The 24,218-nt window shown below is 63.0% G+C and carries 18 protein-coding genes; 12 read left to right on the forward strand and 6 right to left on the reverse strand.

Annotated features, from left to right (window positions below; translation table 11 throughout):
• Positions 1-37 precede the first annotated feature (37 nt).
• Positions 38-2,632: a Fe/S-dependent 2-methylisocitrate dehydratase AcnD gene (gene acnD, locus WN982_RS34115; RefSeq protein ID WP_341316416.1), complete on the reverse strand. Its 2,595-nt coding sequence runs from the start codon at positions 2,630-2,632 to the stop codon at positions 38-40.
• Between the two features lie 218 nt (positions 2,633-2,850).
• Entirely contained in the window at positions 2,851-4,020 is a 1,170-nt protein-coding gene (gene prpC / locus WN982_RS34120; RefSeq protein WP_341316417.1) for a 2-methylcitrate synthase, read from the reverse strand.
• 327 nt (positions 4,021-4,347) lie between these two features.
• Between prpC and prpR the strand changes: the two genes are divergently transcribed.
• Positions 4,348-6,303, forward strand: a complete 1,956-nt coding sequence (gene prpR / locus WN982_RS34125; RefSeq protein ID WP_341316418.1) for a propionate catabolism operon regulatory protein PrpR — start codon at positions 4,348-4,350, stop codon at positions 6,301-6,303.
• 28 nt (positions 6,304-6,331) lie between these two features.
• On the opposite strand, the gene WN982_RS34130 is transcribed toward prpR, so the two are convergent.
• Positions 6,332-9,100: a UPF0182 family protein gene (locus WN982_RS34130; RefSeq protein ID WP_341316419.1), complete on the reverse strand. Its 2,769-nt coding sequence runs from the start codon at positions 9,098-9,100 to the stop codon at positions 6,332-6,334.
• A gap of 233 nt (positions 9,101-9,333) precedes the next feature.
• Here WN982_RS34130 and WN982_RS34135 point away from each other — a divergent pair, with 233 nt between their 5' ends.
• The 5 genes from WN982_RS34135 to WN982_RS34155 all read left to right on the forward strand — a co-directional run bounded on the left by WN982_RS34135 (position 9,334) and on the right by WN982_RS34155 (position 12,984).
• Positions 9,334-9,771: an SRPBCC domain-containing protein gene (locus WN982_RS34135; RefSeq protein WP_341316420.1), complete on the forward strand. Its 438-nt coding sequence runs from the start codon at positions 9,334-9,336 to the stop codon at positions 9,769-9,771.
• 59 nt (positions 9,772-9,830) lie between these two features.
• Positions 9,831-10,526, forward strand: a complete 696-nt coding sequence (locus WN982_RS34140) for a DUF899 family protein (RefSeq protein ID WP_341316421.1) — start codon at positions 9,831-9,833, stop codon at positions 10,524-10,526.
• Between the two features lie 416 nt (positions 10,527-10,942).
• On the forward strand, positions 10,943-11,542 hold the full coding sequence (locus tag WN982_RS34145; protein WP_341316422.1) for a sigma-70 family RNA polymerase sigma factor: 600 nt from the start codon (positions 10,943-10,945) through the stop codon (positions 11,540-11,542).
• A complete protein-coding gene (locus tag WN982_RS34150) occupies positions 11,539-12,270 on the forward strand; it encodes an anti-sigma factor (RefSeq protein ID WP_341316423.1) in 732 nt (243 codons plus the stop codon). Before WN982_RS34145 ends, WN982_RS34150 begins: the two co-directional genes overlap by 4 nt.
• Before the next feature lie 222 nt (positions 12,271-12,492).
• Positions 12,493-12,984: a fasciclin domain-containing protein gene (locus WN982_RS34155; RefSeq protein ID WP_341319508.1), complete on the forward strand. Its 492-nt coding sequence runs from the start codon at positions 12,493-12,495 to the stop codon at positions 12,982-12,984.
• Between the two features lie 81 nt (positions 12,985-13,065).
• Here WN982_RS34155 and WN982_RS34160 read toward each other — a convergent pair whose 3' ends face one another.
• Positions 13,066-14,559, reverse strand: coding sequence for an MEDS domain-containing protein (locus WN982_RS34160; protein WP_341316424.1), 1,494 nt, complete (start codon positions 14,557-14,559; stop codon positions 13,066-13,068).
• A 442-nt stretch (positions 14,560-15,001) separates the two neighbouring features.
• Positions 15,002-16,648, reverse strand: a complete 1,647-nt coding sequence (locus WN982_RS34165) for an extracellular solute-binding protein (RefSeq protein WP_341316425.1) — start codon at positions 16,646-16,648, stop codon at positions 15,002-15,004.
• Between the two features lie 201 nt (positions 16,649-16,849).
• Between WN982_RS34165 and WN982_RS34170 the strand changes: the two genes are divergently transcribed.
• Positions 16,850-17,866, forward strand: a complete 1,017-nt coding sequence (locus WN982_RS34170) for a sugar ABC transporter substrate-binding protein (RefSeq protein ID WP_341316426.1) — start codon at positions 16,850-16,852, stop codon at positions 17,864-17,866.
• Positions 17,867-17,948: 82 nt separating this feature from the next.
• Complete coding sequence (locus WN982_RS34175; RefSeq protein ID WP_341316427.1) at positions 17,949-18,740, forward strand: TIM barrel protein; 792 nt, start codon at positions 17,949-17,951, stop codon at positions 18,738-18,740.
• Positions 18,741-18,846: 106 nt separating this feature from the next.
• Here WN982_RS34175 and WN982_RS34180 read toward each other — a convergent pair whose 3' ends face one another.
• On the reverse strand, positions 18,847-19,038 hold the full coding sequence (locus WN982_RS34180) for a hypothetical protein (protein ID WP_341316428.1): 192 nt from the start codon (positions 19,036-19,038) through the stop codon (positions 18,847-18,849).
• A gap of 84 nt (positions 19,039-19,122) precedes the next feature.
• Here WN982_RS34180 and WN982_RS34185 point away from each other — a divergent pair, with 84 nt between their 5' ends.
• The 4 genes from WN982_RS34185 to WN982_RS34200 all read left to right on the forward strand — a co-directional run bounded on the left by WN982_RS34185 (position 19,123) and on the right by WN982_RS34200 (position 24,189).
• Complete coding sequence (locus WN982_RS34185; RefSeq protein WP_341316429.1) at positions 19,123-19,848, forward strand: Gfo/Idh/MocA family oxidoreductase; 726 nt, start codon at positions 19,123-19,125, stop codon at positions 19,846-19,848.
• 210 nt (positions 19,849-20,058) lie between these two features.
• Positions 20,059-20,571 (forward strand): sigma-70 family RNA polymerase sigma factor, encoded by a 513-nt coding sequence (locus WN982_RS34190; RefSeq protein WP_341316430.1) that lies wholly within the window; start codon positions 20,059-20,061, stop codon positions 20,569-20,571.
• 3 nt (positions 20,572-20,574) lie between these two features.
• Positions 20,575-21,573, forward strand: coding sequence for a FecR family protein (locus tag WN982_RS34195; protein ID WP_341316431.1), 999 nt, complete (start codon positions 20,575-20,577; stop codon positions 21,571-21,573).
• A 117-nt stretch (positions 21,574-21,690) separates the two neighbouring features.
• Positions 21,691-24,189, forward strand: coding sequence for a TonB-dependent receptor (locus WN982_RS34200; RefSeq protein WP_341316432.1), 2,499 nt, complete (start codon positions 21,691-21,693; stop codon positions 24,187-24,189).
• The last annotated feature ends 29 nt before the right edge of the window (positions 24,190-24,218 follow it).

Below are 24,218 nucleotides of genomic sequence, written 5' to 3' on the forward strand. Positions count from 1 at the left end.
CGTCACCGTACCGCCCGAACGCAATGATCCGTGCTTGTTATGCAGCCTTCGACGACTCGAGGAAGTCCTGCGCGAAGCGTTGCAACACGCCGCCCGCCTCGTAGATGGACACTTCTTCCGCGGTGTCGAGCCGGCAGGTCACCGGCACCTCCACGCGCTCGCCGCTCTTACGATGAACCACGAGCGTGAGGTCTGCGCGCGGCTTGCGTTCGCCGATCACATCGAAGGTCTCGGTACCGTCGATACCGAGCGTGTTACGGTTCACGCCGGGTTTGAACTCCAGCGGCAGCACGCCCATGCCGACCAGATTGGTGCGGTGAATGCGCTCGAAGCCTTCGGCGACGATCGCTTCCGCGCCGGCAAGGCGCACGCCCTTGGCCGCCCAGTCACGCGACGAACCCTGGCCGTAGTCGGCCCCGGCAATCACGATCAACGGCTGCTTGCGCTCCATGTAGGTTTCGATGGCTTCCCACATGCGCGTCACCTTGCCCTCGGGTTCGATGCGGGCCAACGAGCCGGCCTTCACCTTGCCGTTTTCCAGCACCATCTCGTTCTTCAGCGTGGGGTTCGCGAAGGTGGCGCGCTGCGCGGTGAGGTGATCACCACGGTGGGTCGCATAGGAGTTGAAGTCTTCCTCCGGCAGGCCCATCTTCGCCAGATATTCGCCCGAAGCGCTATCGGCGAGGATCGCGTTGGACGGCGACAGGTGGTCGGTGGTGATGTTGTCGCCCAGCACGGCCAGCGGGCGCATGCCCCTGAGCGAACGTTCGCCGGCCAACGCGCCTTCCCAGTACGGCGGGCGGCGGATGTAGGTACTCATCGGGCGCCAGTCGTACAACGGGTTGGCCTTCTCGCCGGTATCGACGGACACGGCGAACATCGGCTCATACACCTTGCGGAACTGCTCCGGCTTCACACTGGAAGCGAAGATCGCGTCGATCTCTTCATCGGACGGCCAGATGTCCTTCAGCGTAACGGGCTTGCCGTCGCCGTCGATCCCCAGCACGTCCTTCTCGATGTCGAAGCGGATGGTGCCCGCAATCGCATACGCGACCACCAGCGGCGGCGACGCCAGAAAAGCCTGCTTCGCATACGGATGAATACGGCCGTCGAAGTTGCGATTTCCGGACAGCACAGCCGTTGCGTACAGATCGCGGTCGACGATTTCCTTCTGGATCACCGGATCCAGCGCACCCGACATACCGTTGCACGACGTGCACGCATAAGCGACGACGCCAAAGCCCAGCTGTTCCAGTTCCGGCAGCAGCCCGGCCTCTTCCAGATACAGCGTGACGGCTTTCGAGCCAGGCGCCAGCGACGTCTTCGCCCACGGCTTGCGGGTGAGTCCACGCCGGTTCGCGTTGCGGGCAAGGAGGCCGGCGGCGATCATGTTGCGCGGGTTGTTGGTATTCGTGCAGCTGGTAATCGCCGCGATGATCACCGCGCCGTCCGGCATCAGGCCAGGCTCGTTCTCCACCTTGCCGCTGATGCCGCGCGCCGCCAGTTCCGAAGTCGGTACGCGCTTGTGCGGATTGGACGGACCGGCAATATTACGCACCACTGAAGACAGGTCGAAGCCGATCACCCGCTCGTACTCGGCGTTCTTCAGGCTGTCCGCCCAGAGGCCGGTTGCCTTCGCGTAGGTCTCCACCAGTTTGACCAGTTCATCGTCGCGTCCGGTGAGCTTCAGATACTTGATGGTCTGCTCGTCGATGTAGAACATCGCGGCGGTGGAGCCGAACTCAGGCGCCATGTTGGCAATCGTCGCGCGGTCGCCCAGTGTCAAGTGAGAAGCGCCTTCGCCATAGAACTCCAGGTACGAGGACACCACCTTCTCTTTACGCAGGAACTCGGTCAAGGCCAGCACGATATCGGTCGCCGTGATGCCTGGTTGCGGCTTACCGGTCAGCTCCACGCCGATGATGTCCGGCAGACGCATCCACGAAGCGCGGCCCAGCATCACGCTCTCGGCTTCGAGGCCGCCCACGCCGATCGCGATCACGCCCAGCGCGTCGACCATCGGGGTGTGCGAGTCGGTGCCGACCAGCGTATCGGGGAACGCCACGCCATCCTTCACCTGCACCACCGGACTCATCCGCTCCAGGTTGATCTGATGCAGGATGCCGTTGCCCGGCGGAATCACGTCGACGTTCTTGAACGCGAGTTTGGTCCAGTTGATGAAATCGAAGCGGTCTTCGTTGCGACGGTCTTCGATTGCGCGGTTCTTCGCGAAGGCATCCGGGTCGAAGCCGCCGCACTCGACGGCGAGCGAGTGATCCACCACCAGTTGCGTCGGCACGACCGGGTTGACCATCGCAGGGTCCCCGCCTTGAGCAGCAATCGCATCGCGCAGGCCGGCGAGGTCGACCAGCGCCGTCTGACCCAGAATGTCATGACACACCACACGCGCCGGGAACCACGGAAAATCCAGCTCGCGCTTGCGTTCGATGATTTGCTCAAGCGATGCAGTCAGCGTGGCCGGGTCGCAGCGCCGCACGAGGTTTTCGGCCAGCACGCGCGACGTGTACGGCAGCTTGTCATAGGCGCCCGGCTGGATTGCGTCGACGGCGGCACGCGTGTCGAAGAAATCCAGCCCGGTGCCGGGAAGGCGTTTGCGGTTTGCAGTATTCATGGCTTAGGGGACAAAACAGTAATGATCCGGGGACGGTGTGGCGGCCGAGCTTCAGTTTAGCTTGTCAGCTTGCCGCTGGTCTCGCGGACAAGCGTGCAAAACGCGCCGCAAAAAAACAGCCTTGGCTCGGGGTTCCAGCGAGCCAAGGCCCAACTTCATTACGTCGCGCTCATGTGACGCAATGGAGGAGAAACGCTTGCGGCTTCGCCCATACGCCTTCAGACGCGTTTGGCGAGCGGCACGAACGGGAGATCGTCGGGGCCGGTGTAATTCGCGCTCGGACGGATGATCTTGTTGTCGATCCGCTGCTCGATGATGTGCGCGCTCCAGCCAGCCGTGCGGGCGATCACGAAAAGCGGCGTGAACATCGCCGTCGGCACGCCCATCATGTGATACGAGACCGCGCTGAACCAGTCGAGATTTGGAAACATCTTCTTCACATCTGCCATCACTGTTTCAAGGCGCTCGGCGATGTTGAACAGCTTGGTGTTGCCCGCTTCCTTCGAGAGCTTCTTCGCGACTTCCTTGATCACCTTGTTGCGCGGATCGGAGATCGTGTACACCGGGTGACCGAAACCGATCACCACTTCCTTGTTCTCGACACGACGGCGGATGTCGGCTTCGGCTTCGTCGGGCGTCTGGTAGCGCGACTGGATCTCGAACGCGGCTTCGTTGGCGCCGCCGTGCTTCGGGCCGCGCAGCGCGCCGATCGCACCGGTAATCGCCGAGTAGATGTCCGATCCCGTACCCGCGATCACGCGGCCGGTGAAGGTCGACGCGTTGAATTCATGCTCGGCGTACAGGTTCAGCGACACGTGCATCGCGTCGACCCACGCCTTCGACGGCTCCACGCCGTGCAGCAGGTGCAGGAAGTGGCCGCCGATCGAATCGTCGTCGGTTTCGACTTCGATGCGCTTGCCGTTGTGCGAGTAGTGATACCAGTACAGCAGCATCGAACCGAGCGAGGCCATCAGCTTGTCGGCGATATCGCGCGCGCCCGGCAGGTTGTGGTCGTCCTTCTCGGGCAGCACCGTGCCGAGCACCGACACGCCGGTGCGCATCACGTCCATCGGATGCGCGGCGGCCGGAATCCATTCGAGCGCGGCTTTGACGTTCGCGGGCAGGCCACGCAGCGCCTTGAGCTTGGTCTTGTAGGCGGTCAGTTCGGCCTGGGTCGGCAGCTTTTCGTGCACCAGCAGATACGCGATCTCTTCGAATTCGCAGGTGCTCGCGATATCGAGAATGTCGTAGCCGCGATAGTGCAAATCGTTGCCGGTCTTGCCGACCGTGCACAGCGCAGTGTTGCCCGCCGTCACGCCTGACAGGGCGACGGATTTCTTCGGTTTGAATGCGCCGGCGGTCGGCGTGCTGTTGTCTGCTTCGCTCATGTTTTTGTCTCCAACTGCGGGGGTTACTTTTCGCGGTCTGCCACGCGTCGAGCTTGTCTTCGCACGCGTGCTAGCCAAGGTATTGGGTACAGGCCGGCGCGCGGCCTCATGGTGTCCTGTGAAACGGATGCTTATAACGCAAAGAACGGGCCATGCGCGGCAGCTCGAGCTAAGTGCCTGATTTAACAAAAAATTGCTCCGGGATCATGGCCGCATGATATTTCATAAGTGAAATCTCGATTTCGAATTAGAAACAGTTACGCGCATAATAGGCGAACGCCTGAACCCTTCCAGACCTCTTCCTGAACTGTCAGCGAGCCGCCTGCCGTGAGCACCCCACCCTTCGACCCCGCGCAGCGCCCCCGGATCTGGGCCGTCAGTATCAGCCGGTTGCGCGATCTGTTTTTCGACATCGCCGGCGAGTACGTCGAACGCGCGGACCTGCGCATCGTCTCGCACGGCTTCGAGGATGCCGTGCATGAGATCGACGTCGTGGGCGCGGGGCGTCCGGATGTCGTGATTGCCGGCGGTTCGAACGGCGCGTACCTGAAAACACGCGTCTCGGTTCCGGTCGTGCTGATCAACCCGACCGGCTTCGACGTGATGCACGCCCTCGCGCGAGCACGGCGCGACGGCGCGTCAGTGGCCCTCGTCACGCACGGCGACACGCCCGACGAAGTACGGCGCTTCACCGCCGCGTACGGAATCGATGTCGTGTTCGCTTCGTATCAGTCGGCGCAAGACGCGGAGAGTGTCGTCCTCGATCTGCGCGATCGGGGTATCGACGTCATTGTCGGCCCCGGACTCGTGACCGATCTTGCCGCCAGCGCCGGCATGGGCGCGGTGTTTCTTTATTCGCGTGCGTCGGTGCGTGCCGCGTTCGATACAGCGCTCGAAGTCGCGCAGGCAACCCGTCGCGAAACGGTTCGCCGTCAACGGCTCGACAATCTGCTGCAGCATCTGCGCGATGGCGTCGTCGCGCTCGATGCGCAAGGGCGCGTCGAGGCGATGAACCAGCGTCTGGCTGCCGTGCTCGGCATCGACGCGGCGAAGGCGGTGGGCCGCTCCCTGCTCGAACTGGCACCCGATCTCGCAGGCGCGCTGCCGGACTCGGACGACGACACGTTCGTTTCTGTCCGCGGCGTGAGCTATGCCGTGCATCGCGGGCCGCTTGCGGGCAACGGCGCGGCGGCCGGCACGGTGCTGACGTTTCAGGAATCGCGCGCGGTCGAACGGCTCGACCGCACGTTGCGCTCGCGTCAGCGCGTGCAGCAGTTCACGGCGCGTTACCGGCTCGAGGATATCGTCGGCGCATGCGCGTCGATCGAGCGGGTGCGCACGCTCGTGCAACGCTACGCAAAGTCCGACGCTACCGTGCTGATTCTCGGCGAGAGCGGAACCGGCAAGGAAATGGTCGCGCAGAGCATGCATCAGCTCAGTTCGCGGCGCGACTTTGCGTTCGTCGCGATCAATTGCGGCGCGTTTCCTGAGGCATTGCTCGAGAGCGAGTTGTTCGGCTATGAAGAAGGCGCGTTCACTGGCGCACGCAAAGGCGGCAAGGCGGGGCTGATCGAAGTGGCGCATCGCGGCACGCTGTTTCTCGACGAAATCGCTGAAATGCCGTTGTCGTTGCAAAGCCGTCTGCTGCGTGTATTGCAGGAGCGCGAAGTCGTGCGGCTCGGCTCAACGGAGCCGACGCGAGTCGACATTCGTGTCGTCGCGGCGACGCATCGCGCGTTGACCGAGGGCATCGAGGCGGGCCGGTTCCGCGCGGATCTCTACTACCGGCTCAACATCCTGAGCATTGCCCTGCCCCCGCTGCGTGAGCGGCCAACCGATCTGCAACCGCTTGCCGTCGAACTGCTGTTACAGGCCGCGACACGCGAGCCGCGGCTTGCCGCTCGCATCGCCGACGCGGATGCCGCTGCCCGTGTCCTTGCCGGTATCGGCGAGCCGTTGCGACGTTATGCGTGGCCAGGCAACGTGCGTGAACTGCAGAACGTGATCGAACGGATCGCGGTTGAACTGGCCGATGCGGATCCTGACGAGGCAGGAGAAACCGTCCTTACGGGCGACGTGCTGCGCACTGTGGCACCTGAAATCTTCGAATCGTCCGCGCGCATCGAGCAAGCGGCACTGACGTTGCGCGAGCGCAGCCGTCATGTGGAGGCGGATGAAATCCGCGCGGCGTTGGCTGCGTGCGACGGCGATCGCGACGCGGTCTGCAAGGCGCTCGGCATCAGCAAGACGACATTGTGGCGGAAGTTGAACGCGGCGCAGTAGTAGCGACATTACGTGTATTGCACACGGGTCACTTCTGATCCGCAGGACGTGCAGCCCCGAGCCCCTCCAGCAGCGGCCGAAGCGCATCGAGTTCCGAGCCGAACCCGGCCCAATCTCCCGCCTTCAGTCTCTCGATCGCACGGTCATAATGAGCAAGCGCCTCGCGGGCGCGCGCGTCCGGCGTGCCCCGGGCCGTACCTTGAGCCGGCGCCGTCGGAGCGGTTTCCTTGAAGAGCGCAGCCAACGCTTCACCCAGGGTCTCCTCCATCACCACACGGTCGCCATAGGCGGCAATCACCCGCTTCAACTCGGGCAACTGACCGGACGCCGCGCGTAAGTAGAGCGGCGAGATGTAGAGAATCGAGTTCTCGATGGGCACGACCAGAAGATGGCCGCGAATGACGCGCGAGCCCATCTGGTTCCACAACGAAATCTGCTGCGAGATCTCGGTATTCTGCTGGATGCGCGCTTCGATCTGGAACGGCCCATAGACCAGCTTGTCCTTCGGAAACGCGTAGACGATCAGCTTGCCGTACTCGGGTGGATCGCAACGCGCCGCCAACCAGGCGATCATATTTTCACGCTGGCTAGGCACCATCGGCAGCATGAGGACGAACTCGGCGCGCGGCGCCCCAGGCAGCCGCATGATCATGTAGTAAGGCGTCATCGTCGTGGGGGCACTGCCACCGTCGATGCCGCCCAGTCCCCGCGGAAACTGCCAGAGATCCTCGCGGTTATAGAAAACCTCCGGCGCATCCATGTGATACGCGCGGTAGAGTTGCGCCTGAATCAGGAACAGATCTTCGGGGTAGCGGATATGCTGTTGCAGGTCCTGCGGCATCGCTTGCAAAGGCTTGAATAGGCCCGGGAAAATGCGCCGGTATGTCCGCAGGATCGGATCTTGAGGATCGCTAACGTAAAAATCAACCGTGCCGTTGTACGCATCGACCACCACTTTGACCGCGTTGCGGATGTAATTGGCGCCGTCGCCGATACCGGGCTGGGAGTAAGGAAACCAGTGGCTGATCGTATACGCGTCCTGCATCCAGAAAAGGCGTCCGTTGCTCGCGACGATATAGGGGTCGTGGTCGAGGCTAAGGAACGGGGCGATCGTGCGCACCCGGTCCTGAATGTTCCGGTGAAGCAGGATCCGGCTATCGTCCGTGATGTAGCCGGTCAGCAGGATGTTGGGGTCGTCGAGCTGCCAGGCGAAGAGGCTGCGTCGCGCCGTGCTGCCGATAGCGACACCGTCGCGCCCGCTGTAAGCGGTGTAGACGTTGTCCTTTCCCTTGGGGTAGTCGAACTCGGGTACGCTGCCCTTCACGATGACGTAGCCCTGCCCGCCCTCGCCGAAATAGAGGCGCGGCTCGTGGATGGCGGGGCCGCCATCGGCGGCAGGCGGAATATCCCGCAGATAGAGTGACGGTAAACCTTCCGTGGATTTCTCGGTGACCGGCGACATCACGACGCCGTTGCCGTGGGTAAACAGCAGATGCAGGTTCACCCAGGTCTGCGCGTTGGCCGGAAGCATCGCCGGCTCCAGTTCGCGCGCCGACAACATCACTTGCCGGTAACCGGCGTCGAGCCGGTAGCGGTCGATGTCCACCGCGAAGAATTTGTAGTAAGTCCTGATCTCCTGTAACTGCGCGTAGGTATCCATCAGCGGCTGCACATCCCACAGGCGGATGTTGTCGATGGTCGCGCGATTAGTCTGCAGCGAGGCGAGATTCAGCCCCTCCTCGGCCGCAAACGGCTTGACTTCGATTCGCGCAAGGCCGTAGGCCTGTCGCGTCAGCGCGATATTGTGCTCGATATAGGGCGTCTCCAGCTGTAGCTCGCTCGGCTTGACATAGAAGCGCTGGAACAGCGCCGGGTAGATCACAGCAAACGCAAACGAACTGCCGAACACCAGCACCGCCGCGGCAGCAGGCAATCGATAACTCCGCAGGCGCACATTGGCCCACAAGGCGACGGCCGCCGCAGTAGCCAGGCCGACGAGCATCCATAAGACCGGCAAATCGACGTGGAGATCGGTATAGCCTGCGCCGACCACGACGCCGTTATCGTCGTAGAGCAGCAAAAAGCGGTCGAGCCAATAAGACCAGGCCTTCAGTAAAAAGAACAGGCCGAGCAGTGCCGAACCATGAGCGGTAGCGGCGGGCGAGAGTCCCCGCGATGGCTGTTCGAGCACGATGTCGCCACGCGCGCCGTAGATGATGCCTGCAACGACCACGCAGGCGAACAGCACCCGCAACAGCCAGTTCTTGAGCACGAGATAGGCGGGCAGCGAGAAGAGATAGAAGCCGATGTCCTTGTCGAAGATCGGATCGCGCTCGCCAAAGGGCACCTGACGAAGGAAGCGAAGCGCCACGTCCCAGTTCGACATTTCGCTAGCGGCGATCACCAGCCCGATGAGGACGGCGCCGCCCGCGATGATCGAGCGCCACGGAATACCCGGCGCAACCTGGTCGGCCAGTTCGCTGATGATCTCGTGCGTGCGCGACGAAAAGGCTGCGCCCGCTAGCGAGGGTTTGAAGCTGAAGCGCCGCGCGTAACGATGCGCGACAAACGCCGACATCCATATCGCACCCGCCGAGGCAGCGAACACGGCGGCAAACAGCCACGCCTTGGCGGAAAAGACCGTCCAGAACACGTCGACATAGCCGATCGAAGAAAACCACAACCAGTCGACCAGGATGCCGGTGATGCGCCCGACAACGATCAGGCTGGCGATGACGACCGCAGCCGCGATGCCATAGCGTCTCCAGCGCACGCCGGATCTCACTTGCGACCGCATCGATCCTCCCTTGCTGGCTCACCGCACCTTGCCAGCGCCGACCGAACCATTGTGCACCGCCGGTAGCAACCGGTACAGCCGGGATGGACCCTCGCTACCGCCACGCCGAATGCCGTCGCCGCCGCTCAGCAGAGTGTATAAATAAAGCGCCAGGCTGCGGAAACGACAGCACCGGCTTACAGGATCGATGCGAGGGTCGATGCGCGATGGGCTAGCGGCAATCGGAGGTAGCGATGACCGATCTCTATCATCAGATCACGATCGAAGCGCCAGCGGACCAGGTCTTCGCCGCGCTGGCCACCCAGGAAGGGCTGAGGGCGTGGTGGACCGAAGACAGCGTCGTCGACGCGCGTCCCGGCGGCATGGCCGAATTCGGTTTCATGGAACGCAGCGTGGTTTTCCGCATGCGTTTCGACGAGCTGGATCCGCCGCACCGGCTGGTGTGGTCGTGCCTCGGCGGACCGCCGGAGTGGGTCGGCACCGCCATCAGTTTCGAACTGGCCGCGCTCGACGCCGGCAAGACCCAAGTCTCTTTCCTGCACGCCGACGCCCACTCGGCGGCCAAGGCAATCGCGGAACGCAACACGACCTGGGGATGCCTGATGCGCCAGCTCAAGCACCATCTTGAAGGCATGCCTTTCAATCCGGTGTTCAAGGTGTCGGCGCAATAACGTTGTGCGCCGCAACGGAACCGCGGCGCACGATATCACTTTTTGCAACAGGAGCCATGATGGAACGCTCAATGCATGCCATCCGCTTTCCGGGCGAGAGCGATGAGTACCGGGCGGCGCGCAACCGCCTGCTCGAGGCCGAAGCCGATCTGCGCAGACAGACTGAACAGGTCGCCGCATTGCGGCGAAGTCTGCCGGACGGTGGCCTGTTGAAGGAGGATTACGTTTTCGACGAGGCCAGCCCGGGAGCCGCAGGCCGGGTCAAACTTTCGGAACTGTTCCGCGACGGTAAGGACACGCTGATTCTCTACAGCTTCATGTATGGCCCGGACATGAAGCAGGCCTGCCCGTCCTGCACGGCGATCCTCGATGGATTGAACGGTGTCGTGCCGCACGCGCTTGAACGCACGAATATCGCCGTCGTGGCCAGGTCGCCAGTCGAACGCATCAGCAGTTACGCCCGCGAACGCGGCTGGAACCGACTGCGGCTACTCTCGTCAGCCAACAACAGCTACAACGCGGACTACCAGGGCGAGACAGCCGAAGGCAATCAGAGGCCGGCACTCAACGTATTCGTGCGGCGCGACGGCGCGATCCGGCATTTCTACTGCACCGAGCTGCTCTTCACCACACCCGACCCCGGGCAGGATGCCCGGCATGTCGATACGATCTGGCCGCTCTGGAATCTTTTCGACATGACACCGGAAGGACGCGGTACCGACTGGCGTCCGGCGCTGGCTTATGGGTCCAGCTAAAACTAGCGGCATCAGGCGACGCGCCAAAGTACCGCGCGTTGCCTGAATTCAGACCGAGGGGCAATGTGTGCCCCAAGCCGCAAGCAATTTCTGAGCGGTCCTTCAGTGTTCTCTCAATCGACTCGGCGTTTTTTTCGGCCAGTCTGCATCCGGCGATCCGTTTGATCCGTAAACGTCGTTGAGGACTCGCCGCTTCCCCGTGAAGTGACTTTGTTCTTCGTTGAAGGACGGTCTGTCTTTGTGACTGCGATTCACGTTGACGCATCGCCAAGGGTGTCCTTGCTGTCAGTTTTATGCTCAGAAAGAGTCTCAAGATGCGATGGCAACTACCACAGGAAGCACTCGTTTCGAATGACCGCCGCACTGCTACACTACCTCTTACCCCTATCGTGCGCGGCCAACCTGCAGAGAACGCGATGCACATGCAAGGAGATGCAGCGGCCGACGGCGACCGTATGGCGGATAGCGCCGAAGTCCGACGTCGCGACGAATTGAACCGGCTTCTGCTCCTGACCGGCGAAGGCGACCAGGCCGCATTCGCCACGCTCTATCAGCGCACCTCTGCAAAGCTGTTCGGAATCTGCGTGAAGATGCTGCGCGATCGCAGTGAAGCCGAGGACGTGCTTCAGGACGTCTATGTCACGGTATGGCGCCGCGCCGCGATCTTCGACCCGGGACTGGCCGGCGCCGTCACCTGGCTCGCGGCGATCGCGCGCAACCGGGCGATCGACCGCTTGCGCCGCCGCCGTGAGGAATCGATGGATGAGTCAACGGAAGAGGAAATCGTCGACGAAACGCCTTCACCGGCCGCGATGGCCGAGCGCAGCCAGGAGCGGCGGCGTCTGGAGCATTGTCTGGAGTTGCTGCCTGCCGAGCACGGCAAGATCGTGCGGGACGCATTTTTCACGGGCGCGACGTACGCCGAGCTGGCGGAGCGCCTGAGCGTGCCGCTGGGTACCATGAAAAGCTGGATCCGGCGTAGCCTGATCCAGCTCAGAGCGTGCCTCGATCAATGAATACGCCATTACACGACCCCGACGACCTGCGGTGTGCCGAGTACGCACTGGGCGTGCTCGACGCTGCTGAGCGCAAGCAGATCGAAGAGGCCATGCAGCACGATCCTCAGTGGGCGGCGAACGTGGCTCGCTGGCAGAACCGCCTGATGTCGCTGAGCGAGGATATGGGCGAGATGACGGCGCCTCCGCAGGTGTGGGCGCGCATCCAGTCCGAACTGGGGTTCGCCCGGTCCGCGCCGCGTGGGTCACGCGTCAGGCTATGGGACAACATTCGTTTGTGGCGCCTCATCGGCATCGGTTCGAGCGTCGCGGCGGTGGCGCTCGCCATCGTGTCCGTGGTGTCCGTGGTGCCTTTCGGGCAGGCACCCGTTACGGTGCCGGGCAATCGTGACTACATGGTCGCAAGCCTCGTCCGGCAAGGCGGCGGTGCAGGATGGACCGCCACCGTCGATGTTCAGCGTGCCCGCATGGTGATCGTTCCCGCAGGCGGCGTACCGGCGGCGGCCGACCGTTCCACCGAACTATGGATCATCCCGCCAGGCGCGCGACCCATCTCGCTTGGCGTCATTGCCGCAGACCGGCCGACTATCGTGTCGCTGCCACAGGACCGGCTCGCACAGTTGAATCCTCGTACGATCCTGGCTGTGTCGCTGGAACCGCATGGCGGGTCGCCTACCGGACAACCGACCGGGCCGGTACTGGCGAAAGGGCTCGTCGGCGGGACGTGAGCTGTTCCTGCCGCCATGTTCTTCGCGTGTATCCGTATTTAATCGAAGCGCGTGCATCCGCTGGTCCGTTTGACCCGTATCTTCGATTGCTTCCAGTCCGGAAGCGTCGATCTTTCGGGGAGAACCGAAATGCAATCCTGCAACGATATGAAGACCATCGGCGCGATGCTCGCGCTCGCACTGACCTTGGGCGTGGCGACGCCGGCCGCTACGGCCGGATCGATGTCCACGGATAACACCGTGGAAGTCGGCGGTGCGCCGATGTACCCATCAAAAAATATCATCGATAACGCGGTGAAATCGAAGGACCACACAACCCTGGTTGCGGCCGTCAAGGCCGGCGGTCTCGTGGATACGCTCTCTAGCAAGGGGCCATTTACGGTCTTCGCACCGACCAACGAAGCATTCGCGGCATTGCCGGCCGGGACGGTCGAAACGCTGCTCAAACCCGAGAACAAGACGACCCTGGTGAAGGTGCTCACGTATCACGTCGTGCCGGGCCGGGTCACCGCACACGACCTCGCCATGGCAGTCGAACAAGGGGGCGGCAAGGCAAGCCTGAAAACGGTCGAGGGCGATTCGCTTATCGTCAGCAAGGACGGCAAAGGTTGGGCCATCACCGATGACAAAGGGGATGTCGCCCATGTGACGATTGGCGACGTCATGCAATCCAACGGTGTGATTCATGTCGTCGACACGGTGCTGATGCCTTGACGTCCGTGTGAAAATCTCGGGGCACCGAAACGTAAGTGGCGTCATCATGATCGCGGGCCGCGCGCAACCGGCCCGCGACGATCATCGCGACTCGAAGACGCCCTGCCCCGCGGGCGCGGCACACACGGCGCGACTCGCCTCTGCCTCGGGCATGACCGCCTCCGGTTGCGTGCTCACGGCCAAGGTCGCAAGCGGCAAGCGAACCACGAATTCGGAGCCCGTGCCCGGACCGTTGGAGAACGCCTCGACAGTACCGCCGTGGTCCGCGACGATATCGCGGACCACCGACAAACCGAGCCCGAGACCGTTCACGGCAAGCGCGTGGCCCGCGAGACCGCGAGCGTACGGCTTGAAGATCGTCGCGAGTTCGCCGGGCGCGATGCCGATGCCGTTGTCGCGCACGCTGATGTAGCAGTAGCGCCCGGCGCGCGCCGCCATCACCTTCACGGAATCCGTGGCCGCGGAATATTTGAGCGCGTTCAACATCAGGTTGACGAACACCTGAGTCAGCTTGCCGAAGTCACCTTGCACCAGCAGCGGCGCGCTGCTTGCCGTCAGATGAATCGGCGCATGCGCAGGCACGCCCAATTCGGCGACCTGACTGCAATGCGCAAGAAGGTCGTCGACATCCACGCATGTAGGATGTGCAGCTTGCGTATCCGGCAACGGATGCATCGGCGCCTCGTCGGCTTGCTCATGTGTGCTCGCATGCTGAGCGTGGGCCGGCGCCATCAATTGCTCGGCTAACTGACCCAGCAGGCTCGCTTGCCGCGATAGCAGAAGCGCGTATCGAGAGAGCTGCTCGTCGTGGCCGTAGTGAGCGTTCAGCAGACGAGCGAGCAGGCCGAGTGGCGTGATCGCGTTGCGGATCTCATGGCCGATCATCGGCCCGATGGCGGGTTGGTTCGCTTCGTCGTCAGTGTCAGTCTGGTCGCGAGCGGTCGCGATCCGGGGGCATGAAGTTTCCGCGGTCTCCGGGCCGCCTTGTTTGTGCGGCCGTTCTGCGCGTTCGGCACGCTGCGGCTCCACCATCGCATCATGCAAGCGTTCGATTTCGCGAGTCTGCGCGGTGCGAAGCTGCTGCACGCAGTAGGTGCACATCCCGATGATCGGACAAGCGGCCAGCCGATGCTTCAATGCCGCTTCATAGTCGAGCAATGCGGCCCAATCGGTGGTTTCGTTGCAGACAGCGTCGCCGGCTACCCTCAGCCCTTCGAAGCCGCGCCCGAGCGCGTCGTTGATCGCCGCGGACCACAAGCTGACCGTGGCGCCGCCGTCGAATCCGCTTTTAGGGCGGGCGTAGAGTTGCGCGCCATCGAGAATCTGCAATTGGCCCGATGCGACGTATTCAGCGAGCGCGGGTGCCGTCCGCGTGAGCATATAGCGAGCTTTGTCCGGTCCCAGCAGCGCCGGCGCGACCCACACGCCTACTTCGCGATTGGCGAGTCCCGCATGCAGGAATTCCGCCGTGACGCTGAGTAGTTCGCTACGCGATTCGTAGAAGTGACACAGATGAGTGCCCCATGAGATAGGGCCAAGCGCGGCAAAACCGCTTTTACGAGATCCGGTGGTCATCGTTTCCCTGAAAGTGCGTGGGTCAAGAACCACAGTCGCGCTAGTCGGCACGTTTGCCTGCGCGCTCGAATATGAATATCACGGCACCTCGCGCGCAAGTTCGTCAATCCTGAAGACAGGGGACGAAACAGCCGCAGTCGGTTCGTGATGCTGAATCAGCAGGAAATCAAGGTACGTGAGGGGAATATTTAAAAACATACTTGTTTTCCCTAGCCGCATCTTTGCTGCTAAAACGCATGTTTGTCATACGCGTGTCATGGTGGCGAAGGGTGGCACTGGGTGACGACGTCGACGCCGAACGTCCACACGCCTGAGCTGGCACCGGGTGAAAACGGCTGACCGGGGGCCGGCACGCACCGAATGCCAATCAAACGTGCGAGGGCGCGTTGTACGGGACACGAGAGTCAGCGCGCCTATTGCAACATGACTGGCGCGATAGACTTCACCGCTCGTAACGGATGCCCGCTAGTGCGTCCTGGAGCTTGCCGAGCCCTGCGCATACGTCCTGGGTGCCATCGAACAGCAACGCTTGCAGATGGTTGCTCAGGATTTGCGTCAGGTCGTGGTATCGCGGCGCAGCCGGGCATGGACAAGCCTGAATCCCGCCGGTCTTGGCGAGCTGATCCATCACCGCAATGACGCGATTGCGCTGCAATACGTAGCGATCTTCCGCGACCGAGTGACGGGCGTTACCCGCAGCGCCGTGGAGAACAAAATACTTCATCAATTCTGGCGAAGTCAGCGTTTCGACCGCGTTCCATGCCCACGTTGCCGCGACTTCCCCGTTTCTCGACGGAATCGCCAGGAGCGCGCCGCCGAGCGGCGAAACCGGCGTCATGCCGGGCGCAAACGTCGGATGCAATTGCAGCCCGATGCGACCGCCTTTCTGCAACAGCGCGTGGCTGTCGAGCATGCCGTACCGATTCGACCAGTGGTAGCACATGGCCGCGTGCCCGGAGCCGAATATCTGGGCGTTGCGCACCCAGTGAACGCTGCGCACCTGAACGGGCGAATAGGGAATCAACTCTCGAAGATATTCGATGACGCGCCTGCCGGCTTCACTATCGACCTGCAGAACATCCTCCTCGACCGAAAGCGCCCCTTGCGCCCCGAGAATCTGCAGAAACGATTCGGCCAGCGGCAAGCCCGGTGCCGCGTTCCACGAGATACCCGCACGATTCTGGCTCGGCCGCTGCAAGCGGCGCGCGCAGTGAACGACCTCCTCGAAGCTGCTGGGAGGGCTGAGGCCTTCGGCCTCGAACAGGTCCTGGCGGTACCAGAGAAAATCGAGAGTCGGTTGCAGCGGAATCGCGTACAACTGTCCGTTGCTCCATCCGGCGCGCCAAACTGCGTCGCAGAAGTCCGCGCCGGAAAACCGTCCGCCTGCTTTTAACGCCTGTAGTTCGAGCAAGTGTCCGTCCCCGGACAATTCGGCCAGCCACGGAAACGGAATGGCGACGATTAGCGGAGCCAGCGCCTGGACGCGAGGCTCGCCTGCCAGCGCGTCATTGAGCGCCTGACGGTACGCGTCCTGCGGATACGTCATCACACGCAGGCGAACCCCCAGGAAGCGTTCGATGTCGGTGCGATTGTGCTTGACGATGTCGAAAACCGGATCCTCATAGGCGACGAGCGTCAATTCAATCGCATCGTTGAAACCCTGGGCCGCGGCGCGCGGCCATGCAATGCCCTGCGCGGGCGCGAGGCTCGCTGCGTCAAAACGATCGAACGAACCGGTATCGCTGACTCCCATGATGAGGCGGATAGTCTGCTCGGTGATGCTGTCGAGGCGCTCGAGCAGCGCAGCGGACGGGATCACCGCGGCGCGGCTGCCGGTGCCGGAACGGGGGCGAAATTGCAGCCAACCTTTGGCTTTCAGAGCGAACACGGCGCGGCGCGCACTCGTGCGAGGCAAGCCGGACAGATCGGCCAGCGCAGTGATCGTGGTGTGCCTGTCGCTCAGATGGCTCTGCAGCAGCGCGCCAAGCACCGGCCACATGGCCTGCGCATCGTCGCCGAGTTCGCTGCGCAGTATCTCCGATAGCTTGTCGATGACGGCGATCGCGGCACGGCGATCATGGGTATGCATGGCAAGGCTCTCCCGCAACTGTCCGGATAGCCGGGGGATGGCTTTATCCGCTCGCAACATAATACGATAACCTGTTGATTAATATGCAAATAACCATAATGGATATTTCCGCGCACTAGTTCGGCGACGGCTCCGTCATAGGATGCAGACACGCAGCGGTTCTACGGCCGCACGCGGACAAAAACGAACCGGAGACGACGCATGAGACGAGTGGCACGCTTAACAGCCGCATGGGCCGTGCTGGCATTCAGCCTGCACGCGGTAGCCGATACGCGATTCGTGGTGGTAACGCACGCGCCCGACGCGGACCCGTTCTGGAATGTGGTCAAGAGCGGTATCCGGGACGCCGAGAAGGATTTCGGCGTGGCGGCGGACTATCGCAATCCTCCCAACGGCGATCTCGCCGACATGACTCACCTGCTCGACCAGGCCGGCGCCCGCCGCTATGACGGCGTGGCGACGACGATCGCCGATCTCGACGTGGTCAAGCGCCCAGTAAAAGCGATCGTGGCCAAGGGCGTGCCGGTCATCACGTTTAACTCGGGGACGGCGAAGCAAAGCGACGAGTTGGGTGCGCTGCTGCACGTCGGCCAGCCCGAGTACGAGGCCGGCAAGGAGGCCGGTCAACGGGCGAAGGCGGCAGGCGTCAATAGCTTCCTGTGCGTCAACAACAACGTAACCAACCCGGAGTCGTTCGAGCGTTGCAGGGGATTTGCTGAAGCCATCGGCGCGGACTTCAGGAAGTCGACCCTCGATTCCGGCAACGACCCGACCGAAGTCGAGAGCAGGGTGTTCGCAACGTTGCACAAACGGCCCGGGACGCAGGCTGTGCTGACACTAGGGCCGACGTCAGCCGTGCCCGCGTTGCGCGCGGTCCAGAAGCTCGGGTTGACAGGGAAGATCTATTTCGCGACGTTCGACCTGACGCCCGAAGTCGACAAGGCGATCGAGGGAGGCACAGTCGCATTCGCGATCGACCAGCAGCCGTACCTGCAGGGCTATATCCCTATCGCGCTCCTCGCGATCATGAAGCGGGACAACTCTCGCGACGTCGGCAACGCATGCGCCACGCTCGCCGCCGACCCGAAGTTCAAGCAGCGTCTTGCGACCTACGGCCTCACGCCGCATTTCGGGCCACGCGGCGTGGATACCGGTCCCGGCTTCGTCACGCGCGAGAACGTGCGGCTGGTCGAAAAATACGCAGGACAGTATCGCTGACAGGACGCACCGCCGCGACGACGGTCAGGCTGGGCCGCGCGACGGCATGAAATCCAGCCGTGGATGATCAGGAGGATCACGCATGTTTCAACTTGCAGTATGTGCGGAAATGGTTTTCCGCGACCTGCCGTTCGTCGAGCGCGTCAGAAAGATTGCCAGGATGGGCTTCCAGGTCGAGATCTGGGATTGGACGAGGCACGACATCGACGCGCTGCTCGGTACGGGGGCAACGTTTTCGTCGATGACAGGTTACGTCGAAGGCGATCTGATCACGGCAGACGGGGCACAAGCGCTGCTGCGTACCGCCGCGCAATCCATCGAGGTCGCGGCGCGACTGCGCTGCCCGCGCCTGAATCTGCACGGTACCGGACTGGACGGGACCGGCATGCCCGTGAAGCCGACACCGGTCGTATCGGGCGCGATGTGGCTTGCCGCGCAGCGCACGCTGGCGAAGGTGGCCGACCTCGGGCAGCGTGCAGGCGTCACTTTCTGCCTCGAGAACCTCAACACCGAGGTAGACCATCCTGGGGTGCCGTTTGCGCGTGCAGCCGATACGCTCGCGCTGGTTGAAGCGGTAGATAACCCGCATCTTCGGCTCAATCTGGATCTCTATCACGCGCAAATCGGCGAAGGCAACCTGATCGAACTGGTTCGCCGCGCACTCCCCTTCGTTGGCGAAATCCAGGTTGCCGATGTTCCCGGACGCTGCGAACCTGGCACCGGCGAGATTAATTACCCGGCGATCGCGCGGGCGCTGGCGGAGGCCGGCTACCGAGGCACGGTCGCGCTGGAGGCCTGGGCGAGCGGAAACGACGAACAGGCCTTGCAGCGATTCCGTGACGCCTTCCCGGCGCACGCGGGCGTCACCGCCTGAATTGGCAGCCTGATCACAGGTTGACGCAACCATCTTAAACATAGGATTACGTATGAATAAGCAGAAACCCGTTCGTGTAGGTCTTATCGGTGCCGGCGCCATTGGTTCATTTCACGGCGAGAGCATTGCCCGTCGACTCCACAATGCGCAGCTCGCGGCGATTGCCGACCCCTCGCTCGGCGCAGCCCAGCGGCTTGCAGAACGACTCGATTGCCCCGTTGCGCTGACGCAAGCCGAAGCAATCATCACGAATCCGGATATCGATGCGGTGGTCATCGCCGCGCCAGCCCGCTTTCACGCCGGCCTCGTCGTGTCGGCCGCACGAGCGGGAAAAGCCGTGTTCTGTGAAAAACCGATGGCGTTGACACTCGACGAAGCCGACATGGCGATCGAGGCCGCCCGTGCGGCGGGCGTCCCGCTGCAGGTCGGCTTCAACCGGCGCTACGACAAGGCGTGGGCCGAAGCGCGCGAGACCATCGTCTCGGGCGGGCTGGGAACCCCGCAACTGCTGCGCTCGCTGACCCGCGATCCGGGTCTTGCCGATCCCGCGCGCGTTCCGGTGTGGGCGATTTTCTTCGAAACGCTGATTCACGATTTCGACACCCTGAGATTTCTGAACCCAGGCGCCGAAGTCACTGAGGTTTATGCCGTCGCGGACGCACTCGTTCGGCCCGATTTCAAGGAACGCGGCCTGCGTGATACCGCTCTTGTCAGCATGAAGTTCGACAACGGCGCGATGGCCACTGCGGAAGCAAATTTCCATGCGGTCTACGGATACGACGTTCGCGGCGAGGTTTTCGGTTCCGGCGGGATGGTAACGATGGGAGACGTCCGGCGGTCGAACATGGCCCGGTTCGCGGCGGATGGCGTGTGCAGTGCCACCACCCGGCTCAACGTCGACCTCTTTCACGACGGATACACGGCCCAGCTTGCGTCCTTCATGGAAGCGGTGAAATCCGGAGTGGTCCACGGGCCAGGTGGAGAGGATGCGCGCGCCGCGTTGGCGATCGCGCTTGCATGCGTGCATTCAGTCGACGAAGGACGACCGGTACGCCTCGCAGAAATTTTCGAATCGCCGCCCGTTTTGGCGCCGTACGGCGTCGCGTGATTGTGAAACTCCGTCATCGGTTAAACACCTGATCCACGACCAACCGGCCACTTTCCCTGAGGATCGGCACAGGTAATTGGGCAGCCCATATCTGGCGACAGTTGTCGCCAGATGCACGCGCCAGACACCACACTTTTTGACATGTTATGATGCGAATCATTCTCATTTACAAAGACGCCGCATCAGTCGATCTGGCGCGGACGGTGGCCCATGGCGGCAGAAAAATCGCTCTCGCACCACGAGATGCAGGTGCTCTACAGCAATCATCACGGCTGGCTTCACGCATGGCTGCGCAAGAAGCTCGGCTGCGCGCATCGCGCGGCCGACCTCGCGCACGACACGTTCGTGCGCCTGCTCGCACGCGATGAGCCGCTTGCTCTGGAGGAACCGCGCGCCTTCCTGACCACCGTCGCGCAACGCGTGATGGCCAACTACTGGCGGCGCGAACAGATCGAGCGCGCCTACCTCGACGCGCTCGCACTCGTTCCGGAAGCGCTCGCACCCTCTCCCGAAGAACGCGCGCTACTGCTCGAAGCGCTGTGCGAAATCGACAGTCTGCTGGAGCGCTTGCCGCTCGCCGTCAAGCGCGCTTTCCTGCTCGCTCAGCTCGACGGCCTGGGTCATGCGGAAATCGCCGCGCAACTGAAAATTTCCATCTCCACCGTGAAACGTCATCTGGTCCGCGCAGGTGCGCAGTGTTTCTTCGCACTGAGCGCGACCTGACGCATGAACGCCAACGCAAGACCCGATATTCCGCAACACATCGCGCTGCGTGCCGTCGAGTGGTGGATGGAACTGCAGTCCGGTGAAAACACGCGTGAGCAGAAGCTTGCGCTCGCACGCTGGCGCGCCGAGCATGCCGACCACGAACGGGCATGGCAGCATATTCGCAGCGTCAGCAATCGCTTCAAGGACCTGACCGGCACCGCCGATGCAACCGGGGCAGCCGCCGCGCGCGCCGCGCTGACGCGCTCAAGGCCGGCAACGCGCCGTGCCAACGTCAAAGCACTGGCGATGCTGTTGTTCACCGGGGGCGCGGCATGGATCGCCGGCGAACACGTGCCGTGGCGCGCATGGAGCGCGGACGTGCGCACCGCCGTCGGCGAGCGCCGCACCCTCACACTGGCCGACGGTACGCGCGTCACACTGAACACCGACAGCGCCATCGAGATTCGTTTCAGCAGTACCGAGCGGCGCGTGCACCTCCTCAGAGGTGAAATCATGGTCGCGACCGGTCACAGCGATGCTGGCGGACCGCTGCGTCCGTTCGTCGTAGAGACTGCGCAAGGCAGGCTGCAACCGCTAGGCACGCGTTTCGCCGTCAGACAGCAAAGCGCGCTCAGCCGGATCGACGTATTCGAAGGCGCTGTGCGGATCAATCCATTCGACGCCCACGGCGCCGCGCCGATAATGCATGCCGGCGAACGTGCGCGGTTTACGCGCGACGAGGTCAGCGCGATGGAAGCGATCAGCGAGAACGACGCGGCGTGGGCGGACGGCCTGATCGTCGCGAGCGGCATGCGTCTCGCCGATTTTCTGAACGAACTCGACCGCTATCGCCCGGGGTATCTGAGCTGCGATCCCGCCGTGGCCGGCTTGCGGCTCTCGGGTACGTTTCCGCTCGCCGACACCGATCGCGTACTGGAAACCGTGGCCGGAACCTTGCCGGTCGAACTCGTATTCATCACGCGCTACTGGGTCACGGTGCGCGCGGCGCAGTCATAAATTGGGTCTGCGCTACCGGCGCTAAAAAAATCTTCGTCTGCTGTGAGCTGTTTTCGATTCTCGCGTGACATGGGAGATGAGAGCAACACATCGTCTATCTTCCTGCGAGCTTTGAACATGGGACAGTATCGAAAGACCGGCGTCAGCCAAGGTAGCCGTGGCGGCCGCGGCGCGCCACTCGCGCGGCCGCCGGCACACATCGCGCGGCATATCGCAACGGCCGCACTGATTTCGGCAGGACTGCCGTTCAATGTCGCGTTCGCCGCCGATGCGCCGCCCGCTGCCGAGGTGTCGACACGCAAGAGCTACGACATTCCGGCGGGACCGCTCGAAGCCACGCTCAATCGTTTCGGCCGCGAAACCGGGCTGCTGCTGTCGTTTCCGGCGGCGCTCACGGCCGGCCGCACGAGCGAAGGCCTGCACGGCGATTACGACGTACCGCAAGCCTTCAATCGAATCCTGCGCGGAACCGGACTTGGCGCCGTTCAACAGCCCAACGGCAGCTATACGCTGATCCAGCACGCTGAAGCGGCAGCGGATGACAGCGCCCACGACGCCACGCTTCCCGCCGTCACCGTGAGCACCACGGCGTGGAAAGCCGCTGGCTACCAGCCGGCCGCCGAAGCGATGGTGATGCGCTCGGACACGCCGCTGCTCGACACGGCGCAAGCCGTCAATATCGTGCCGGCGCAGGTGCTGCGCGATCAGCGTCCGCGGAATCTCGACGACGCGCTCGCGAATGTCAGCGGCATCGTGCAGGGCAATACGCTGGCCGGCACGCAGGACACCATCCTGAAACGCGGCTTCGGCGGCAATCGCGACGGCTCGATCATGCACAACGGCATGCCGCTCGTGCAGGGACGCGGCCTCAATGCGGCCGCCGACAGCGTCGAAGTGCTCAAGGGGCCGTCTTCTTTGCTGTACGGAATCATGGATCCGGGCGGGGTCGTCAACGTGGTGAGCAAGCAGCCCTTGCTCAAGCCCTACCACGCGATCTCCGTGCTCGGTTCGACCTACGGACACGGCCGCAACGGCAGCGGCGCGACGCTCGATACGACCGGGCCGATCGGCGATTCGGGCCTCGCTTACCGGCTGGTCGTCGGCCAGTCCGAAGAACAGTACTGGCGCAACTTCGGCGAGAGCCGCGAAACGCTCGTGGCGCCGTCGCTCGCGTGGTATGGACGCGATACGCAGGTCGTGGTGTCGTATGAGTATCGCAAGTTTCTCTATCCGTTCGACCGCGGCACGGCCCTCGATCCGAAGACCAACAAGCCGCTCGCGATCTCGAGCCGCGAGCGGCTCGACGAACCGTTCAACGAGATGGACGGCGAATCGCACCTGGCGCAGATCAGCATCGATCATCAGATCAACGCTAACTGGAAGGCGCACGTCGGCTATAGCTACAACCGCGAGACTTACGACGCGAACCAGTTGCGCGTGCAGGGCGTGAACAGCACGACCGGCGTCCTGTCGCGCAGCAACGACGCGACCCACGGCGCGCTCAGCACGGACAGCTACGGGATCGCCTATGTGGACGGCCACTTCAACGTGGCCGGTATGCGCAACGACCTGCAGGTCGGTATCGACGACGAATACCGGCGCATCTATCGCAAGGATCTGCTGCGCCAGGCCACGAAATACACCTTCAACTATTTCAATCCCGTGTACGGCCGGGAGAGTCCGTCGAGCACGGTGTCGGCGAGCGACAGCGATCAGACCGACACGCTGCACGACAGATCGCTGTTCTTTCAGGACAGTTTGCATCTCACCGACAAGTGGATTCTGATCGGCGGCGCGCGTTTTCTCAGCTACAACCAGATCGCCGGGCGCGGCCGGCCGTTCGTCGCGAACACCGATATCAACGGCACCAAATGGCTGCCGCGCGCCGGCGTGGTCTACAAATGGACCGACACGGTGTCGCTATACGGCAGCTATACGCAGTCGCTCAAGCCGACCTCGACGATCGCACCGCTCGCCTCCGGGGTGGTGATCGACTCGTCGGTGCAGCCTGAAGAAGCCACGTCGTGGGAACTCGGCGCCAAAGTGGCGATGCCGGGCGGTCTGAGCGGCACGCTGGCGCTCTTCAATATCGACAAGAAGAACGTGCTGGTGCAGCAGTACAACGACACCACCAAGCAGACCGACTGGCGCACCGCCGGCAAGGCGCGCTCGCGAGGCGTCGAGCTCGATGTGGCCGGCCAGATCGGCCAGCATTGGAGCGTGATCGCCAGCTACGCCTACATCGATGCGAAGACCACGCAAGATCCGCTGTACGCGGGCAATCGCCTGTGGAACGCGGCGCAGAACACGGCATCGCTCGCGGCGGTGTACGACTTCGGCACGATATTCGGCGGCGACCAGTTGCGCGTGGGCGCGGGCGCGCATTACGTGGGCTCGCGCCCCGGCGATTCGGCCAACAGCTTCACGTTGCCCGCGTACACCGTGGCCGATGCATTCGCTACCTACGATACGAAGCTCGGCAACCGCCGGCTCTCGTTCCAGCTCAACGTGAAGAACCTCTTCAATAATACCTACTACCCATCGAGCGTCAACAAGTACTTCGTGTCGATTGGCGACGCACGCCAGGTATCCCTGCTCTCGACGCTCGAGTTTTAATGCGCGGCAGGATTGCGCGCGGCAGCGCT

It is taken from the genome of Paraburkholderia sp. IMGN_8 (assembly GCF_038050405.1).
Taxonomy (GTDB): Bacteria; Pseudomonadota; Gammaproteobacteria; order Burkholderiales; family Burkholderiaceae; genus Paraburkholderia.

Coding starts and splice junctions, on each gene's coding strand:
- acnD (WP_341316416.1), bottom strand. CDS start 2,632: ATGAATACTGCAAACCGCAAACGCCTTCCCGGCACCGGGCTGGATTTC.
- prpC (WP_341316417.1), bottom strand. CDS start 4,020: ATGAGCGAAGCAGACAACAGCACGCCGACCGCCGGCGCATTCAAACCG.
- WN982_RS34130 (WP_341316419.1), bottom strand. CDS start 9,100: ATGCGGTCGCAAGTGAGATCCGGCGTGCGCTGGAGACGCTATGGCATC.
- WN982_RS34135 (WP_341316420.1), top strand. CDS start 9,334: ATGACCGATCTCTATCATCAGATCACGATCGAAGCGCCAGCGGACCAG.
- WN982_RS34140 (WP_341316421.1), top strand. CDS start 9,831: ATGGAACGCTCAATGCATGCCATCCGCTTTCCGGGCGAGAGCGATGAG.
- WN982_RS34145 (WP_341316422.1), top strand. CDS start 10,943: ATGCACATGCAAGGAGATGCAGCGGCCGACGGCGACCGTATGGCGGAT.
- WN982_RS34150 (WP_341316423.1), top strand. CDS start 11,539: ATGAATACGCCATTACACGACCCCGACGACCTGCGGTGTGCCGAGTAC.
- WN982_RS34155 (WP_341319508.1), top strand. CDS start 12,493: ATGTCCACGGATAACACCGTGGAAGTCGGCGGTGCGCCGATGTACCCA.
- WN982_RS34160 (WP_341316424.1), bottom strand. CDS start 14,559: ATGACCACCGGATCTCGTAAAAGCGGTTTTGCCGCGCTTGGCCCTATC.
- WN982_RS34165 (WP_341316425.1), bottom strand. CDS start 16,648: ATGCATACCCATGATCGCCGTGCCGCGATCGCCGTCATCGACAAGCTA.
- WN982_RS34170 (WP_341316426.1), top strand. CDS start 16,850: ATGAGACGAGTGGCACGCTTAACAGCCGCATGGGCCGTGCTGGCATTC.
- WN982_RS34175 (WP_341316427.1), top strand. CDS start 17,949: ATGTTTCAACTTGCAGTATGTGCGGAAATGGTTTTCCGCGACCTGCCG.
- WN982_RS34185 (WP_341316429.1), top strand. CDS start 19,123: ATGGCGATCGAGGCCGCCCGTGCGGCGGGCGTCCCGCTGCAGGTCGGC.
- WN982_RS34190 (WP_341316430.1), top strand. CDS start 20,059: ATGGCGGCAGAAAAATCGCTCTCGCACCACGAGATGCAGGTGCTCTAC.
- WN982_RS34195 (WP_341316431.1), top strand. CDS start 20,575: ATGAACGCCAACGCAAGACCCGATATTCCGCAACACATCGCGCTGCGT.
- WN982_RS34200 (WP_341316432.1), top strand. CDS start 21,691: ATGGGACAGTATCGAAAGACCGGCGTCAGCCAAGGTAGCCGTGGCGGC.